Origin of the sequence: Pseudomonas sp. MF6747 (genome assembly GCF_963890955.1) — a bacterium.
Classification (GTDB): Bacteria; Pseudomonadota; Gammaproteobacteria; order Pseudomonadales; family Pseudomonadaceae; genus Aquipseudomonas.
The window spans coordinates 164607-180234 of record NZ_CAWPSZ010000052.1; the positions used below are offsets into that span (position 1 = coordinate 164607).

Genomic DNA, 15628 nt, shown 5'->3' on the forward strand with positions numbered 1-15628 from the left:
AGGAGTGCGGCACATGTCAAAAGGGCATTCGCTACAAGACCCTTACTTGAATACTTTACGTAAAGAGAAAGTGGGGGTTTCCATCTATCTGGTCAACGGGATCAAGCTGCAAGGCACGATCGAGTCGTTCGACCAATTCGTGATCCTGCTGAAAAACACCGTCAGCCAGATGGTTTACAAGCACGCTATCTCGACAGTCGTTCCCGTTCGTCCTATCCGTCTGCCTAGCGCAACTGATACCGAACAGGGTGACGCTGAGCCAGGTAACGCCTGATAGGAGTCTCCTTTGTTCTTTGAGCGCCACGGTGGTGGTGAGCGAGTAATCCTCGTTCACTTGGATGGACAGGACCCTGAGGCGCGCGAAGATCCGCAGGAGTTTCAGGAGTTGGCAAATTCGGCCGGCGCCGAGACCGTTGCGTTTTTTAACGTACCGCGTCATCGGCCAACCGCCAAATTCCTGATCGGCAGCGGCAAGGTCGAGGAACTGCGCGACCTGGTCCATGCTGAAGAAGCCGATCTGGTGATCTTCAATCACACCCTCACGCCCAGTCAGGAACGCAACCTCGAACGTGTTTTCGAGTGTCGCGTGATCGACCGCACCGGTCTGATTCTCGATATTTTCGCCCAACGCGCCCGTACCCATGAAGGCAAGCTCCAGGTCGAACTGGCCCAGCTTGACCACATGAGCACCCGGCTGGTTCGCGGCTGGACTCACCTTGAGCGTCAGGGTGGCGGTATCGGCATGCGCGGTCCGGGTGAAACCCAGCTGGAAACCGACCGCCGTCTGCTGCGGGTTCGCCTGCGTCAGATCAAGGGCCGTCTGGAAAAAGTGCGCAGCCAGCGTGAGCAATCGCGTCGCGGCCGCATGCGGGCGGACATCCCTACCGTTTCCCTGGTGGGCTACACCAACGCCGGCAAATCCACCCTGTTCAATAACGTGACGAAATCGGACGTGTACGCGGCCGACCAACTGTTCGCCACCCTCGACCCGACCTTGCGCCGTCTGGAACTGGACGACCTGGGGCCGATTGTCCTGGCCGACACCGTGGGGTTCATTCGTCACTTGCCTCACAAGCTGGTCGAGGCGTTTCGGTCTACGCTCGAAGAGTCGAGCAATTCCGACCTGCTGTTGCACGTGATCGATGCGGCCGAACCGGATCGCATGTTGCAAATCGAGCAGGTGATGGTGGTGCTGGGCGAGATTGGTGCACAGGACTTGCCGATCCTCGAGGTCTATAACAAACTCGATTTGCTTGAAGGCGTTGAGCCGCAAATTCAGCGTGATGAAGACGGCAAGCCCCAGCGGGTCTGGCTGTCGGCGCGCGATGGCAGTGGTTTGGAGTTGCTTGAACAAGCCATTGCCGAGTTGCTGGGCAGCGATTTGTTTGTCGGCACCTTGCGCTTGCCTCAGCGTTTTGCTCGACTGCGTGCACAGTTTTTCGAGCTAGGCGCCGTACAGAAAGAAGAATACGACGAAGAAGGTGTCAGCTTGCTGGCCGTTCGATTGCCGCGCTCGGAGCTGAATCGGCTGGTCAGCCGTGAAGGTGTGGTGCCGACGGAGTTCATCGAACAACACACTTTGCAATAAAAGCCTCCGAAAGCGGTTGTGCCGCAGTAGCAGGCATTCTGTAGCATTGGTCGGCGCGCCGTGGGTGCGTCTTTGCTTTATCAGATGGAGAGCGCTATGGCTTGGAATGAGCCGGGTGGCAACTCGAATAATCAGGATCCTTGGGGTGGTAAGCGCCGCAATAATGGCGACCGCAAGGGGCCACCGGATCTCGACGAGGCCTTCCGAAAGCTGCAGGAAAGCCTGAATGGGTTGTTCGGTGGTGGGAAAAAACGTGGTGGTGACGACGGCGGTCGCACAAGCAAGGGCGGTGGCTATGGCCTGCTGGGCCTGGGTCTTGTCGTGCTCGCAGCCGTGTGGCTGTACAGCGCGGTTTACGTCGTGGACGAGCAGGAGCAGGCCGTGGTGCTGCGCTTCGGCAAGTACTACGAGACTGTCGGCCCGGGCCTGAATATCTACTTCCCCCCGATCGACAAGAAGTACATGGAAAACGTCACGCGTGAGCGTGCCTATACCAAGCAGGGCCAGATGCTGACCGAAGACGAGAACATCGTCGAAGTGCCGCTGACCGTGCAGTACAAGATCAGCAACCTGCAGGACTTCGTGCTGAACGTTGATCAGCCGGAAATCAGCCTGCAACACGCAACCGAAAGTGCACTGCGTCACGTGGTCGGTTCTACCGCCATGGACCAGGTGCTGACTGAAGGTCGTGAATTGATGGCCAGCGAGATCAAGGAGCGCCTGCAGCGGTTCCTCGACACTTATCGCACCGGTATCACCGTCACCCAGGTGAACGTACAGAGCGCTGCTGCACCGCGCGAAGTGCAGGAAGCCTTTGACGACGTGATCCGCGCCCGTGAAGACGAGCAGCGTTCGCGCAACCAGGCTGAGACCTATGCCAACGGCGTCGTGCCGGAAGCGCGCGGTCAGGCCCAGCGTATCCTCGAGGATGCCAATGGTTACCGCGACGAAGTGGTTTCCCGCGCCAAGGGTGAGGCGGATCGCTTCACCAAGCTGGTCGCCGAGTACCGCAAGGCTCCGGAAGTCACGCGTGAGCGTCTGTACCTGGACACCATGCAGGAAGTCTTCAGCAACACCAGCAAGGTTCTCGTGACCGGTAGCAAAGGTGGGCAGAACAACCTGCTGTACCTGCCGCTGGACAAGATGATCGAAGGTGGTCGTAGCAGCACCAGCGCACCGGCTACCGGTTCGACCGCTGCTGCCAACGAAGCGAGCGCCCGTGCGGCCGCTGACTTGCTGCAACAGCAAACACGTACCAGGGAGAGTCGTTGATGAGCAATAAATCGCTGACCGCCCTGATTGTGGGCGTCGTCGTGGTCATCGCTGCCTGGAACTGCTTCTACATCGTGTCTCAGACCGAGCGCGCGGTGTTGCTGCAATTCGGTCGTGTGGTCCAGGCGGATGTCCAGCCGGGCCTGCATGTGAAAGTCCCCTACGTGAACCAGGTGCGCAAGTTTGACGGCCGCCTGATGACCCTGGATGCACCGACACAGCGCTTCCTGACCCTGGAAAAGAAAGCCGTGATGGTTGACGCCTACGCCAAGTGGCGCGTCAAGGATGCCGAGCGCTTCTACACCGCGACATCCGGCCTCAAGCAGATTGCCGACGAGCGTTTGTCGCGCCGTCTGGAATCGGGCCTGCGTGACCAGTTCGGTAAACGCACCCTGCACGAGGTGGTATCCGGTGAGCGTGATGCGCTGATGGCTGACATCACGCGTTCGCTGAACACCATGGCTGAGAAAGAACTGGGCATCGAGGTTGTTGATGTCCGGGTCAAGGCGATCGACCTGCCCAAGGAAGTGAACCGCAGCGTGTTCGAGCGTATGAGCACCGAACGTGAGCGTGAAGCCCGTGAGCACCGCGCCAAAGGTAACGAGTTGGCAGAAGGTATCCGTGCGGATGCCGACCGTCAGCGCCGTGTATTGCTGGCAGAAGCCTATCGCGAGTCTGAAGAGGCCCGTGGTGATGGCGATGCTCAAGCTGCGGCGATCTACGCCAAGGCTTACGGTCAGGATCAGGAGTTCTACGCGTTCTACCGTAGCCTGCGCGCCTACCGTGAAAGCTTCGCGAACAAAACCGACGTCATGGTGCTGGACCCAAGCAGCGACTTCTTCCGCTACCTGGAAAAGTCCAAGTAACCAGCCGGTGATTCTGTAGGGCACACTCCGTCGGGCGGCTAAAATGCCTGGCGGGGTGATCCTTTCAGAAAACGGGTGTATGATGCGGCAGCCGGGAAATTCCCGGCTTTTTTGCGTCTGCATGTTTGATTGTTGTGCTGCGTTGCAGGCGCCACAGGTTTTTCGAGGAAAGTGCCCGACGAGGCCGCTAGCAGGCCATTTCGTCACGTCGTTCTTGCGCGTTGTTTATGCAGGGACCGGGCATTTTCTGCTTCACTCAGGGCTCGGCCGAGGGCTGGCCGCCCGGATCATAGGGGAATGGCGTAATGGCAACGGTAGACCGCTGGCTGCTGCCAGATGGCATCGAAGAAGTACTGCCACCAGAAGCTGCGCGCATTGAAGTAGCGCGTCGCCAGGTGTTGGATCTGTTCCAGAGCTGGGGTTACGAGTTTGTCGTGACCCCCCATATCGAGTACCTGGAATCCCTGCTGACCGGCGCGGGCCAGGACCTGGATCTGCGCACCTTCAAGGTCATCGACCCGCAATCGGGTCGGCAAATGGGCTTTCGCGCCGACATCACGCCGCAAGTGGCGCGGATCGATGCGCACACCCTGCGCCGCGAAGGTCCCAGCCGTCTTTGCTATGCCGGCAGCGTGCTGCATGCGCAGCCGCGTGCCTTGTCGTCTTCGCGTAGCCCGATTCAATTGGGCGCCGAGTTGTACGGTGATGCCAGCCCGAGCAGCGACGTTGAAGTGATCAGCTTGATGTTGGCCATGCTGCAACTGGCTGACGTGCCGGATGTGCACATGGACCTGGGCCACGTCGGTATCTACCGTGGCTTGGCCCGCGCGGCCGGCTTGTCTGGTGAAGTTGAGCAGCAGTTGTTCGATGCTCTGCAACGCAAGGCAATCGATGAAGTGATCGCCCTTACCGAGGGTGTACCTGCAGACCTCGCCGGCATGCTGCGCGCGTTGGTTGATCTGTGCGGTGGTCGTGAAGTGCTGGCGGCTGCACGCGAGCGCCTGGCCAATGCGCCGGCGCCCGTGTTGGCGGCGCTCGATGACGTGCTGGCGATTGCCGAGCGTTTGTCGGCGCGCTTCCAGCAACTGCCTCTGTATTTTGACCTGGGCGAATTGCGCGGCTACCACTACCACACCGGTGTGGTGTTTGCCGTGTTTGTACCGGGTGTTGGCCAGGCCATCGCCCAAGGCGGTCGCTATGACGACATCGGCGCCGACTTCGGTCGCGCCCGTCCGGCGACCGGCTTTTCCACTGATTTGAAAACCCTGGTGACCCTGGGGCGTGCTGAGGTCGAGCTGCCGTCTGGTGGCGTCTGGATGCCCGACAGCACGGACGCAGCACTCTGGCAGCAGGTTTGCCAGTTGCGCAGTGAGGGTCAGCGTGTCGTCCAGGCTTTGCCTGGGCAGCCATTGGCCGCCGCCCGTGAAGCGGACTGCGACCGGCAATTGATTCTGCAGAACGGGCTTTGGCAAGTATCGCCACTGGCTTCTTGAGTTTTCCTGCCGGCCATCGCCGGCACCAAGTTTGCGCGAATGAGGACAAGTGTTATGGGTAAGAATGTCGTAGTCCTGGGCACCCAATGGGGTGATGAGGGCAAAGGCAAGATCGTTGATCTGCTGACCGAACATGCTGCCGCCGTAGTGCGCTACCAAGGTGGCCACAACGCTGGCCACACCCTGGTCATCGATGGCGAAAAAACCGTCTTGCACCTGATCCCGTCGGGCGTATTGCGCGAAGGCGTGCAGTGCCTGATCGGCAACGGCGTGGTGGTTGCACCTGACGCCCTGCTGCGCGAGATCACCAAGCTGGAAGAGAAGGGTGTACCGGTGCGCGAGCGCCTGCGTATCAGCCCGTCCTGCCCGCTGATCCTGTCCTTCCACGTTGCGCTGGACCAGGCCCGTGAAAAGGCCCGTGGCGAGCTGAAGATCGGTACTACCGGTCGCGGCATCGGCCCAGCCTACGAAGACAAGGTTGCACGTCGTGGCCTGCGTGTGGGCGACCTGCTCAACATGCCGCGCTTTGAAGACAAGCTGCGTGAACTGGTGGATTACCACAACTTCATGCTCGTTGGTTACTACAAAGAGCCGGCTATTGAATTCGAAAAGACCCTGGCCGAGTGCAAAGAGTACGCCGAGCTGCTGAAGCCGCTGATGCTCGACGTGACGGCTGAGCTGCACGACCTGCGCCGCGCCGGCAAAGACATCATGTTCGAAGGCGCCCAGGGTTCGTTGCTCGACATCGACCACGGCACCTACCCGTACGTGACCAGCTCCAACACCACCGCTGGCGGCGTTGCTACCGGTTCGGGTGTCGGCCCGATGTTCCTGGACTACATCCTGGGTATCACCAAGGCTTACACCACGCGCGTAGGTTCGGGCCCGTTCCCGACTGAGCTGTTCGACGAAGTCGGTGCGCACCTGGCCAAGCAAGGTCATGAGTTTGGCGCCACCACCGGCCGTGCTCGTCGTTGCGGCTGGTTCGACGCGGTTATCCTGCGTCGCGCTATCGATGTGAACAGCATTTCGGGCATCTGCCTGACCAAGCTGGACGTGCTCGACGGTCTGGAAACCATCAACATCTGCATCGGCTACAAAGATGCAGACGGTAAGGACGTTGCGCCGACCGACGCTGACAGCTACGTGGGCCTGCAGCCTGTGTACGAAGAAGTGCCGGGTTGGACCGAGTCCACCGTGGGTGCCAAAACCCTCGAAGAGCTGCCAGCCAACGCTCGTGCTTACATCAAGCGCGTTGAAGAGCTGATCGGCGCGCCAATCGACATTATTTCGACGGGCCCGGACCGCAACGAGACCATCGTTCTGCGTCACCCGTTCGCTTAATAAGCTGTTGATGTAAAAAGCAAAGGGCTCCTTCGGGAGCCCTTTGTCGTATCTGTCTGGTAAACGGCACGACCCTTGCTATGGTTCTTTCTTTCGCGGTGCTATCAAATTAATGGCACCCGTGGTGGAGGGATTCCCAGTGTCTGCCGTTCTCTCATTGTTACAAAGCCGGCTGTTGCGGCCGGTGTTCGTTACCCTTGGTATCGCTCTTTTGGTGCAAGTGCTGGTCGCCGTCGCTCTGACGCGGAGCACGGTCACTGCATTGGAAGCTGATCTGGGCAACCGCCTGGGTATCGACAGCCAGAAACTCTCCGGCGAGCTGGCGCAAGCCGGCAAGGAAGTCACCTCCAGTCTGGACAGTCTGTCTTCGAGCACGCGCCAGCGTCTGACGGCGGGGCTATCCACGCGCTTGCAGGATGAGCAGAAGCAACTGCGTGCGACCCTGGAAAAAGACCTGCAAGACTCTGCCAACGACATGGCGCAACTGCTGGCCTCAGTGGCGCCGCGCGCCATGTGGGACAGCGACGTGCCGACGCTGTCGGAGTTTGCCCGTCGTGCTCAGCGCAATCCCAACGTGCTGTTCGTGGTCTACGACGATGCGGCCGGCGAGCATCTGACCCGTTATCTGAACCGTGACAACCCGATCAACCAGGCGTTACTGGCAAAAGGTCAGGGCGACCGTGCGCTGGATAAGGTCCTGGACGCGGCGAAAAACGACCCTTCCGTGTTCTACGTCGAAGCGTCGATCAGCCCCAATGGCGTAGAGATTGGCAAGGTCCGCATGGGGGTATCGACCGCGGCGGTGGAGACCGACCTGGCAGCGCTGGACAAACGTTTTGCCGCACTGATCGCCAGCAGTGATCAACTGGTGGGCGACAGCCTCAAGGGCGCTGCCGCAGACAGCGCAGCTGCCATGGGCGCGCGCCTGCAATCGGCGCAAGCCACCGCCACGCAAATGACCGCCAACACCACCAGCGCCGTGCAGGAGGCTGCAGGCACCTTGCGTTGGCGCATCGGCATGGGGCTGGCGATTGTGGGGTTTGGCGTGTTGCTGCTGATCGCTGTTGTGCTTGGGCGTCGCGTGGTCAATCGTCTGAAGCTGCTGATTGCGGCCATGGATGACCTGGCGGCGGGCGAGGGCGACCTCACCAAACGCGTGCAAATCAGTAGCAAGGACGAGATCGGCGACATGGCTTCGGCGGTCAATCGCTTTGTGGATAAGTTGCAGCCCATCGTGCGCGAGGCCGGCGATGTGGCCCAGCGCACCGGCGTGGAAATCGGCGCGATGACGTTGCGCAATGCCGGCGCCGATGCGGCGGCCGGTTTGCAGCGCGATGAAGTGGCGGAGAGCTTGCGGGCACTGTCGCAAATGGCCGATGAGGCCCAGGCCGAAAGCCATGCGATGCAGGCGGCGTTGCAGCAGGTGGTGGATATTCGCCAGGCCACGGACGAAAACTCGCGTACTTCGGCGGAAGTCGGCAGTTTGATCGAAGCGTTGGCCGGGCAGGTGCAGGCCGGCTCCCAGGTCATTGAGCGGCTGGCCCAGCAAAGCGAGCAGATTGAAGTGGTGCTCACGGTGATTCACGGCATTGCCGAGCAGACCAACCTATTAGCGCTCAACGCCGCCATCGAAGCTGCGCGTGCCGGTGAGACCGGGCGTGGTTTTGCGGTGGTCGCGGATGAGGTGCGGGCGCTGGCGAGTAAAACCCAAAGCTCAACCGGGGATATCCAGGCGCACATCGTGGCATTGCAGCAAGGCGCGCGCGAGGCGGTAGAAACCATCAGCAAGGCCGGGCGTCAGGCCAATGAAGGTTTGCTGGTGCTACGCGACAGCGTGCGCTTGCAGCAGACGGTGCAGGCTTCGGTGGAGCAGGTGCACGCAGCGATTGGGTTGGCGACGCGCGCGGCTGAGCATCAGGCGCAGGGTGCGCACGCGGTGCGTGGGCGGGTCGAGGTGATTCATGCTCAGGCCGAGCGTGCTGCGCAGGCGGTGGTTGAGACTACCGCCAGTGGCAAGGTGCTGGATGGGTTGGCGGCGCAGTTGAAGGCGAGCCTGGGGCAGTTCAGGGCTTGATGTCGCCTGGGAGGGCCCTTTCGCGAGCAAGCCCACTCCCACATTGGAATGCGTTTCAAGTGGGAGCGGGCTTGCTCGCGAAAGCTATTTCAGCGGCTCAGATACATCCGAGTCGTGAGCAGATACACCGGCAACCCCGACACCAGAATCAGCAACGCCGCATAGGGCGCCGCCGCCGCGAACTCCACATTCGAGGTGTGCGCCCACACGGCCGTCGCCAGGGTGTTCAACCCCGTCGGACTGAGCAGCAGCGTGGCGGTCAATTCCTTCATCGCATCCAGAAACACCAGCGCAAATGCCGCGCCCAATGCCGGGAAAATGATCGGCAAGGTCACCCGGCAAAACGCGCTGAACGACGAGGCGCCCAGCGTGCGCGCTGCCTCTTCCAGTTGCGGCGCCGCCTTGTTCAAAGCCGTGCGGATCGGCGCCTGTGCCAGTGGCAAAAACAGCAATGCATAGGCAATCAAAAGCAGCGCGGAAGTCTGGTACAGCACCGGCACGTAATGCAGTGCGAAATACACCAGCGTCAATGCAATCACCAAGCCGGGCAGGGCATGCAGCAGGTAGGGCAGGCGCTCGGCCCAGATCGCCAATTGGCCTTTGTAGCGCACCACCAGCAGCCCCACTGGCACGGCCAGCACCAGGCAAAGCGCGGCGCCGCCCAGCGACAGCGCAAGGGAGGACAGCAATGCTTCGCCAATCTGGGCCACGGGGAAGGCTGCCGATGAGCCCACCGCCAGCCAGTACCCGAGCATTCCCAGTGGAATGCCGCTGCCAATGATCGCCAGCGCCAGGCAATACACCTGGCCCAAGGCCGCCCACTTCCCCAGCTTGAGCTGTTCCGCATGCCGCGCCGCGCCCTGGCCGATGCGCACGTGCCGGCCCTTGCCGCGCACGCGCAACTCCAGCCACAGCAGCGTCAGGCACATCACCAGCAACACTGCCGAGAGCATCGCGGCATTCGCATTGCTGAACTCCAGCTCGAACTGTTGGTAGATCGCGGTGGTAAACGTCTGCAGGCCGATGATCGAAAGCGCGCCGAATTCCACCAGCATATGCAGCGCAATTAACAGTGCCCCGGCCAATAGCGATGGCCACAGCAAGGGCAGGGTGACACGCAAAAACACGCCCCAGCGATTCAGCCCCAGGGTGCGGGCTGATTCTTCCAGAGAGGGATCAAGATTGCGCAGCGTCGCCGCCACCGGCAGAAACACCAGCGGGTATTTGGACAGGGTCATCACCAGGATCGCCCCGCCCAGCCCTTCGAAGTTGGCGCTCAGTGACACCCAGGTAAAGCTGCTGACAAACGCCGGCACTGCAAACGGCAGGCACAGGATCACGCCCCAGATGCGTCGGCCCGGCAGGTTGCTGCGTTCCAGTAGCCAGGCCAGCGACAGGCCGATCACGCCGCAGGCCACCGTCACGCCAATCATCAGCGCCAGGGTGTTGCGCAGCAGCCCGAACACATAGGGGCGCCATAACAGGTGCATCGCTTGTGCCCAGCCCGCCTGCCAGGCCTTTGTGCCGACATACACCAACGGCAACAGGCTCAGGCCAACCAGGAATAGGACGGGAATCAGCAGCCAGATCGACGGGCGCTTGCGTCGCGGGCTGAAACCCCCGCGCAAGGCGGGGGCGGGTAGCGATGGGTTCATCAGTTCAAGCCAACGTCACGTTCCAGGTCCAGGGCTTCTTCGGCGTTGCCAAGGTCCGCAGGGGTGACTTTCGGCGGCTGCAGCTCGCTGAAAGGCTTAAGGCCACGGTTGGATTCCATGCCCTTGCGCAGCGGGTATTCGGCCGAGGTGTTGGTGATCACGCGCTGGCCTTCTTCGCTGGCCATGAAGGCGAGCAACTGTTGGGCTTCTTTGGGGTGTTTGCTGGATTTCAGCGCGGCGGCGGAAGACACAGTGATCAGGCCGCCGGCGTCGCCATCGGTAAAGTAGTGGAGTTGGGAATCCAGGTTGGTTTTTTCTTTCTTCAGGGCGAACCAGTAGTAGTTATTCACCAGCACGGTGGCGACTTCGCCGTTTTCCACAGCCTTGAGGGCGACCATGTTGTTGCTGTAGACCTTGCCGAAGGCGCGCAAACCGGTCAGCCATTCTTCAGCGGCTTCGCGGCCGTGCAGTTTGATGATTGCCACAGCTTGTTCCTGGAACGCGCCGCTGGTGGGTACGAAACCGACTTTGCCTTGCCACTCGGGGCCGGCGAAATCCAGCACCGACTTGGGCAGGTCTTTTTCGGCGATCAGCTTTGGGTTGAACGCCACGACACGGGTGCGTGCGGTGACGCCCATCCAGTCGCCGTTGCTGCCGACATAATCCTTGGGCAATACGTCGAGCGTACTGGCATCGATCTTGGCCAGCAGGCCCTGTTCGCCAAGCTTGTTCAGTGGCGGCGACTCTTCGGTGTAGATCACGTCGGCAGGGGAGCGGTCGCCTTCTTCGACGACCTGGCTGGCCAGCTGGTTGCTGCTGCCCTTGCGCACATTGACGTGAATGCCGGTCTTGGCTTCGAAGGCTTTGGCGAGTTCATCGCCGACCTCCTTGTGTTGGCCGTTGTACAAGGTCAGTGCAACCTTGTCGGCAGAATAGGCAGCGGGCGAGAGCAGGGTCAGGCCGAGCAGAGTGATGGTCAGGCCACGCAGAAGGGATGTCTTGAGACGGGTATCGCGGATCATCATCCGGGGTTTTCCTCACTTGAGTGCAACAAATCCTTACAAGGATAAACGATAAAACTTCTCAAGTGCGGACAAGCGGGGGAAATCGCCAGGCAGGTTTTCAAACCCCGGAAACGAAAAAACCCGCTTTCGCGGGTTTGATCTGAATTTGGTGCCCAGGAGAAGACTCGAACTTCCACGACCTTGCGATCACCAGCACCTGAAGCTGGCGTGTCTACCAATTTCACCACCTGGGCTTATCAACAACGCTTGCGCCGTTGATGGAGCGAACTATACGGAGGGCTTTTTGATCTGTAAACCCCTGATTCAAAAATATAAATCGAGATTCTCGTTAAAAATCAAAGGCCTGAAACGCAAAAACCCGCTTTCGCGGGTTTTTGGAGACTCGAGGCAGAACCTTGAGTTTGAAATTGGTGCCCAGGAGAAGACTCGAACTTCCACGACCTTGCGATCACCAGCACCTGAAGCTGGCGTGTCTACCAATTTCACCACCTGGGCAGCATCAACAACGTTGCCGTCGTCGATGGCGCGCACTATACGGAGGCGATTTTGAGCTGTAAAGCCCTGCTATGAAAAAATCCTGGAAAATTTCGCCAAAGGTCGTGCAAGGTGCGTTCTGAGGGCGACAAAGGTCTTTAAAACGCTTGTTGATGCCTGAAATTTCCCGTTTCAATACGCGTATGCCAAACTAACCCGCATATAGACAAGGTGAAAACTCTCTAATGGCCGATTGGCAGTCCCTCGATCCCGAGGCCGCTCGTGAAGCGGAAAAATATGAAAACCCTATTCCTAGCCGCGAACTGATCCTGGCGCATCTCGCCGATCGTGGTTCGCCTGCTAGCCGCGAGCAGTTGGTTGAAGAATTCGGTCTGACCACCGAAGACCAGCTCGAAGCCCTGCGCCGCCGTTTGCGTGCCATGGAGCGCGATGCCCAACTGATCTACACCCGCCGAGGCACTTACGCGCCTGTGGACAAGCTCGATCTGATCCTTGGCCGCATCGCCGGCCACCGTGACGGCTTCGGCTTCCTGATCCCGGACGACGGCAGTGACGACCTGTTCATGAGCCCTGCGCAAATGCGTCTGGTGTTCGATGGCGACCGTGCCCTGGCGCGCGTTTCCGGCCTCGACTATCGCGGTCGCCGTGAAGGCGTGATCGTCGAAGTGGTGTCGCGTGCCCACGAGTCCATCGTCGGCCGTTACTTCGAAGAAGGCGGCATCGGCTTTGTCGTGCCGGATAACCCAAAGGTCCAGCAGGAAGTGCTGATCACCCCGGGCCGCAATGGCGCTGCCAAAGTCGGTCAGTTCGTCGAGGTGAAAATCACTCACTGGCCAACTGCGCGCTTCCAGCCGCAGGGCGACATCGTTGAAGTGGTCGGCAACTACATGGCGCCGGGCATGGAAATCGACGTTGCGTTGCGCACCTACGATATCCCTCACGTCTGGCCAGAGGCTGTGCTCAAAGAAGCCGCCAAGCTCAAGCCGGAAGTCGAAGAAAAAGACAAAGAAAAACGCATCGACCTGCGCCATCTGCCGTTCGTCACCATTGACGGCGAAGATGCCCGCGACTTCGACGATGCGGTTTACTGCGAAGCCAAGCCTGGCAAGCTGCGCCTGTTCTCCGGTGGCTGGAAGTTGTTCGTCGCGATTGCCGACGTGTCCAGCTACGTGAAGATCGGTTCGGCCCTGGATAACGAAGCCCAGGTGCGCGGCAACTCTGTGTACTTCCCGGAGCGCGTGATTCCGATGCTGCCTGAGCAGCTGTCCAACGGCCTGTGCTCGCTGAACCCGAAAGTCGACCGTTTGGCCATGGTGTGCGAGATGACTATCTCGAAAACCGGCGAAATGACTGACTACCAGTTCTACGAGGCGGTGATTCACTCCCAGGCGCGCCTGACCTACAACAAGGTCAGCACCATTCTGGAACAGCCGAAAACCAGCGAAGCCAAAGCCTTGCGCGGTGAGTACGGTCATGTCGTGCCGCACCTCAAGCAGCTGTATTCGCTGTACAAGGTGTTGCTGGGCGCTCGTCATGTGCGTGGCGCGATCGATTTTGAAACCCAGGAAACCCGGATTGTCTTCGGCTCCGAGCGCAAAATCGCGGCGATCACCCCGACTACGCGCAACGATGCTCACAAGCTGATCGAGGAATGCATGCTGGCCGCCAACGTGGCCACTGCCGAATTCCTGAAAAAGCACGAGATTCCTGCACTGTACCGCGTGCACGACGGCCCGCCGCCGGAGCGTCTGGAGAAGCTGCGCGCGTTCCTCGGTGAGCTCGGCCTGTCGCTGCACAAAGGCAAGGACGGCCCGACGCCGAAGGACTACCAGGCACTGCTGGCAAGTATCAAGGACCGTCCGGATTACCACGTGATCCAGACCGTCATGCTGCGCTCCCTGAGCCAGGCGGTGTACAGCGCGGATAACCAGGGCCACTTCGGCCTGAATTACGAGGCGTACACTCACTTCACCTCGCCGATTCGCCGTTACCCGGACTTGCTCACGCACCGCGCGATCCGCAGCGTGATCCATTCCAAGCAAAACACCCCGCACGTCAAGCGCGCCGGTGCCATGACCATTCCTAAAGCACGGATTTATCCGTACGACGAAGCGGCCCTGGAACAGTTGGGCGAGCAGTGCTCCATGAGCGAGCGCCGTGCCGACGAAGCCACCCGCGACGTAGTGAACTGGCTCAAGTGCGAGTTCATGAAGGACCGTGTGGGCGAATCGTTCCCGGGTGTGATCACCGCCGTGACCGGCTTTGGCCTGTTCGTCGAGCTGACCGACATCTACGTCGAAGGCTTGGTGCACGTTACCGCGTTGCCGGGCGACTATTACCACTTCGACCCTGTGCATCACCGCCTGGCGGGCGAGCGCACCGGTCGCAGCTTCCGTTTGGGCGACACGGTGGAAGTGCAGGTCATGCGCGTCGACCTCGACGAGCGCAAGATCGACTTCGGCATGCCTGATAAACCAGTCGAGCCGGCTGGCCGTAAAAAGCGTGGCGCCGAGACGACTGCGCCGGCAAGCAAAGGCAAAGGTGCTCCTGCTAAAGCAGCCGTCGCCGAACCTGCGTCAGCCAAACCTGCTCGTCGTTCGTCTGCCAAGGACAAGGCCCCCGAAGCCTACCGCCCTAGCGATGCTGCGGCCAAAAATGCCGAGCTGCGCAAGAGCCGCGAGTTGAAGCAGCAGTTGCTCAACGAAGCCAAAAGCGGTGGTAAAGCGGCGTCTGGGGGAAAGTCCCGCGAGGCGGAAAAACCGTCGAGCAAACCGAGCAAACATCGTAAAGGCCCGCCCAAAGCGGGTTCGGCCCCCGCGAAAAGCGGCGGGTCGCGCAAACCTAAGGCCAAGTCATGAGTCTGGAAAAAATCTACGGCGTGCACGCCGTAGAAGCACTGCTGCGTCATCACCCTAAGCGCGTCAAGCAGGTGTGGTTGGCCGAAGGTCGCAGCGAGCCGCGCGTGCAAGCGCTGGTCGAGCTGGCGACCCAGAATAAAGTTGCCATCGGCCAGGCCGAGCGTCGTGAAATGGATGTGTGGGTAGAAGGCGTTCACCAAGGCGTGGTGGCGGACGTCAGTCCGAGCCAGGTTTGGGGCGAGGCGATGCTCGACGAGCTGCTCGACCGTACCGAAGGTGCACCGCTGCTGCTGGTGCTGGACGGCGTGACCGACCCGCACAACCTCGGCGCCTGCCTGCGTTCGGCGGATGCTGCCGGCGCGTTGGCGGTGATCGTGCCCAAAGACAAGTCGGCCACCCTGACGCCGGTCGTGCGTAAAGTGGCCTGCGGCGCGGCGGAAGTGATTCCGCTGGTGGCCGTGACCAACCTGGCGCGCACACTGGAGAAACTCCAGCAGCGCGGCTTGTGGGTCGTGGGCACGGCAGGCGAGGCTGAGGTCAGCATTTACGACCAGGACCTTACCGGCCCGACCATCCTGATCATGGGCGCCGAAGGCAAAGGCATGCGTCGCCTGACCCGTGAGCATTGCGACTACCTGGTGCACCTGCCGATGGCCGGTAGCGTCAGCAGCCTCAACGTTTCAGTCGCAACGGGCGTCTGCCTGTTCGAAGCCCAGCGCCAGCGTGGCGCCAAGGCTAAAGCCAAGAAATAAGGCTTGAGAGCGACGCAAGACCCTGTGGGAGCCGGGCTTGCCCGCGATGACGGTGTGTCAGTCAGCACAGATGCTGCCTGAGCCATTGTTATCGCAGGCAAGCCAGCTCCCACAGTTGCTTTGGGTTTGCCTGGATTGCGTGTTGTTCAAATAATCACCAATCACCTTGCGCCGTTTCTCCCCCTTCTCTACAATTGCGCCCCTTG

The 15628-nt window shown here is 60.5% G+C and carries 10 protein-coding genes, 2 tRNA genes and 2 pseudogenes; 10 read left to right on the plus strand and 4 right to left on the minus strand.

Annotated elements, in window-relative coordinates:
* Positions 1-13 precede the first annotated feature (13 nt).
* The 8 genes and pseudogenes from hfq to AACW30_RS31685 form a co-directional block, all read left to right on the plus strand.
* Entirely contained in the window at positions 14-274 is a 261-nt protein-coding gene (gene hfq / locus AACW30_RS29375; protein ID WP_083355553.1) for an RNA chaperone Hfq, read from the plus strand.
* Positions 275-286: 12 nt separating this feature from the next.
* Positions 287-1588 (plus strand): ribosome rescue GTPase HflX, encoded by a 1302-nt coding sequence (gene hflX / locus AACW30_RS29380; RefSeq protein ID WP_106577625.1) that lies wholly within the window; start codon positions 287-289, stop codon positions 1586-1588.
* Positions 1589-1684: 96 nt separating this feature from the next.
* Positions 1685-2860 (plus strand): FtsH protease activity modulator HflK, encoded by a 1176-nt coding sequence (gene hflK / locus AACW30_RS29385; protein ID WP_106577626.1) that lies wholly within the window; start codon positions 1685-1687, stop codon positions 2858-2860.
* The gene (gene hflC / locus AACW30_RS29390) at positions 2860-3726 is read left to right on the plus strand and encodes a protease modulator HflC (RefSeq protein WP_017138460.1); all 867 of its coding nucleotides are present in this window, start codon (positions 2860-2862) and stop codon (positions 3724-3726) included. Before hflK ends, hflC begins: the two co-directional genes overlap by 1 nt.
* Before the next feature lie 305 nt (positions 3727-4031).
* Positions 4032-5219 (plus strand): ATP phosphoribosyltransferase regulatory subunit, encoded by a 1188-nt coding sequence (locus AACW30_RS29395; protein ID WP_200624032.1) that lies wholly within the window; start codon positions 4032-4034, stop codon positions 5217-5219.
* Positions 5220-5273: 54 nt separating this feature from the next.
* Positions 5274-6563, plus strand: coding sequence for an adenylosuccinate synthase (locus tag AACW30_RS29400; RefSeq protein WP_106577628.1), 1290 nt, complete (start codon positions 5274-5276; stop codon positions 6561-6563).
* A gap of 1114 nt (positions 6564-7677) precedes the next feature.
* Positions 7678-7731 (plus strand): annotated as a pseudogene (locus AACW30_RS31680) (hypothetical protein); the annotation flags it as partial.
* Positions 7732-8121: 390 nt separating this feature from the next.
* Positions 8122-8637 (plus strand): annotated as a pseudogene (locus tag AACW30_RS31685) (methyl-accepting chemotaxis protein); the annotation flags it as partial.
* 89 nt (positions 8638-8726) lie between these two features.
* Here the strand turns inward: AACW30_RS31685 and AACW30_RS29410 are convergent.
* From AACW30_RS29410 to AACW30_RS29425, 4 genes are all read right to left on the minus strand, one after another.
* On the minus strand, positions 8727-10292 hold the full coding sequence (locus AACW30_RS29410) for an ABC transporter permease (RefSeq protein ID WP_200624034.1): 1566 nt from the start codon (positions 10290-10292) through the stop codon (positions 8727-8729).
* Positions 10292-11317 carry an iron ABC transporter substrate-binding protein gene (locus AACW30_RS29415; RefSeq protein ID WP_119737913.1) on the minus strand — a complete coding sequence of 342 codons (1026 nt, stop codon included), beginning with the start codon at positions 11315-11317 and terminating at the stop codon, positions 10292-10294. Before AACW30_RS29415 ends, AACW30_RS29410 begins: the two co-directional genes overlap by 1 nt.
* 146 nt (positions 11318-11463) lie before the next feature.
* Positions 11464-11550 (minus strand) — tRNA-Leu (locus AACW30_RS29420).
* Positions 11551-11725: 175 nt separating this feature from the next.
* Positions 11726-11812 (minus strand) — tRNA-Leu (locus AACW30_RS29425).
* A 224-nt stretch (positions 11813-12036) separates the two neighbouring features.
* Here AACW30_RS29425 and rnr point away from each other — a divergent pair.
* Together rnr and rlmB are read left to right on the plus strand one after the other, a co-directional pair.
* On the plus strand, positions 12037-14670 hold the full coding sequence (gene rnr / locus AACW30_RS29430; RefSeq protein WP_200624035.1) for a ribonuclease R: 2634 nt from the start codon (positions 12037-12039) through the stop codon (positions 14668-14670).
* Positions 14667-15422 (plus strand): 23S rRNA (guanosine(2251)-2'-O)-methyltransferase RlmB, encoded by a 756-nt coding sequence (gene rlmB, locus AACW30_RS29435; protein WP_010213600.1) that lies wholly within the window; start codon positions 14667-14669, stop codon positions 15420-15422. Before rnr ends, rlmB begins: the two co-directional genes overlap by 4 nt.
* Positions 15423-15628: the final 206 nt, after the last annotated feature.

What these genes read in the sequence shown, in the direction of transcription:
- hfq (WP_083355553.1), top strand. Translation starts at nt 14, where the DNA reads ATGTCAAAAGGGCATTCGCTACAAGACCCTTACTTGAATACTTTACGT.
- hflK (WP_106577626.1), top strand. Translation starts at nt 1,685, where the DNA reads ATGGCTTGGAATGAGCCGGGTGGCAACTCGAATAATCAGGATCCTTGG.
- hflC (WP_017138460.1), top strand. Translation starts at nt 2,860, where the DNA reads ATGAGCAATAAATCGCTGACCGCCCTGATTGTGGGCGTCGTCGTGGTC.
- AACW30_RS29395 (WP_200624032.1), top strand. Translation starts at nt 4,032, where the DNA reads ATGGCAACGGTAGACCGCTGGCTGCTGCCAGATGGCATCGAAGAAGTA.
- AACW30_RS29400 (WP_106577628.1), top strand. Translation starts at nt 5,274, where the DNA reads ATGGGTAAGAATGTCGTAGTCCTGGGCACCCAATGGGGTGATGAGGGC.
- AACW30_RS29410 (WP_200624034.1), bottom strand. Translation starts at nt 10,292, where the DNA reads ATGAACCCATCGCTACCCGCCCCCGCCTTGCGCGGGGGTTTCAGCCCG.
- AACW30_RS29415 (WP_119737913.1), bottom strand. Translation starts at nt 11,317, where the DNA reads ATGATGATCCGCGATACCCGTCTCAAGACATCCCTTCTGCGTGGCCTG.
- rnr (WP_200624035.1), top strand. Translation starts at nt 12,037, where the DNA reads ATGGCCGATTGGCAGTCCCTCGATCCCGAGGCCGCTCGTGAAGCGGAA.
- rlmB (WP_010213600.1), top strand. Translation starts at nt 14,667, where the DNA reads ATGAGTCTGGAAAAAATCTACGGCGTGCACGCCGTAGAAGCACTGCTG.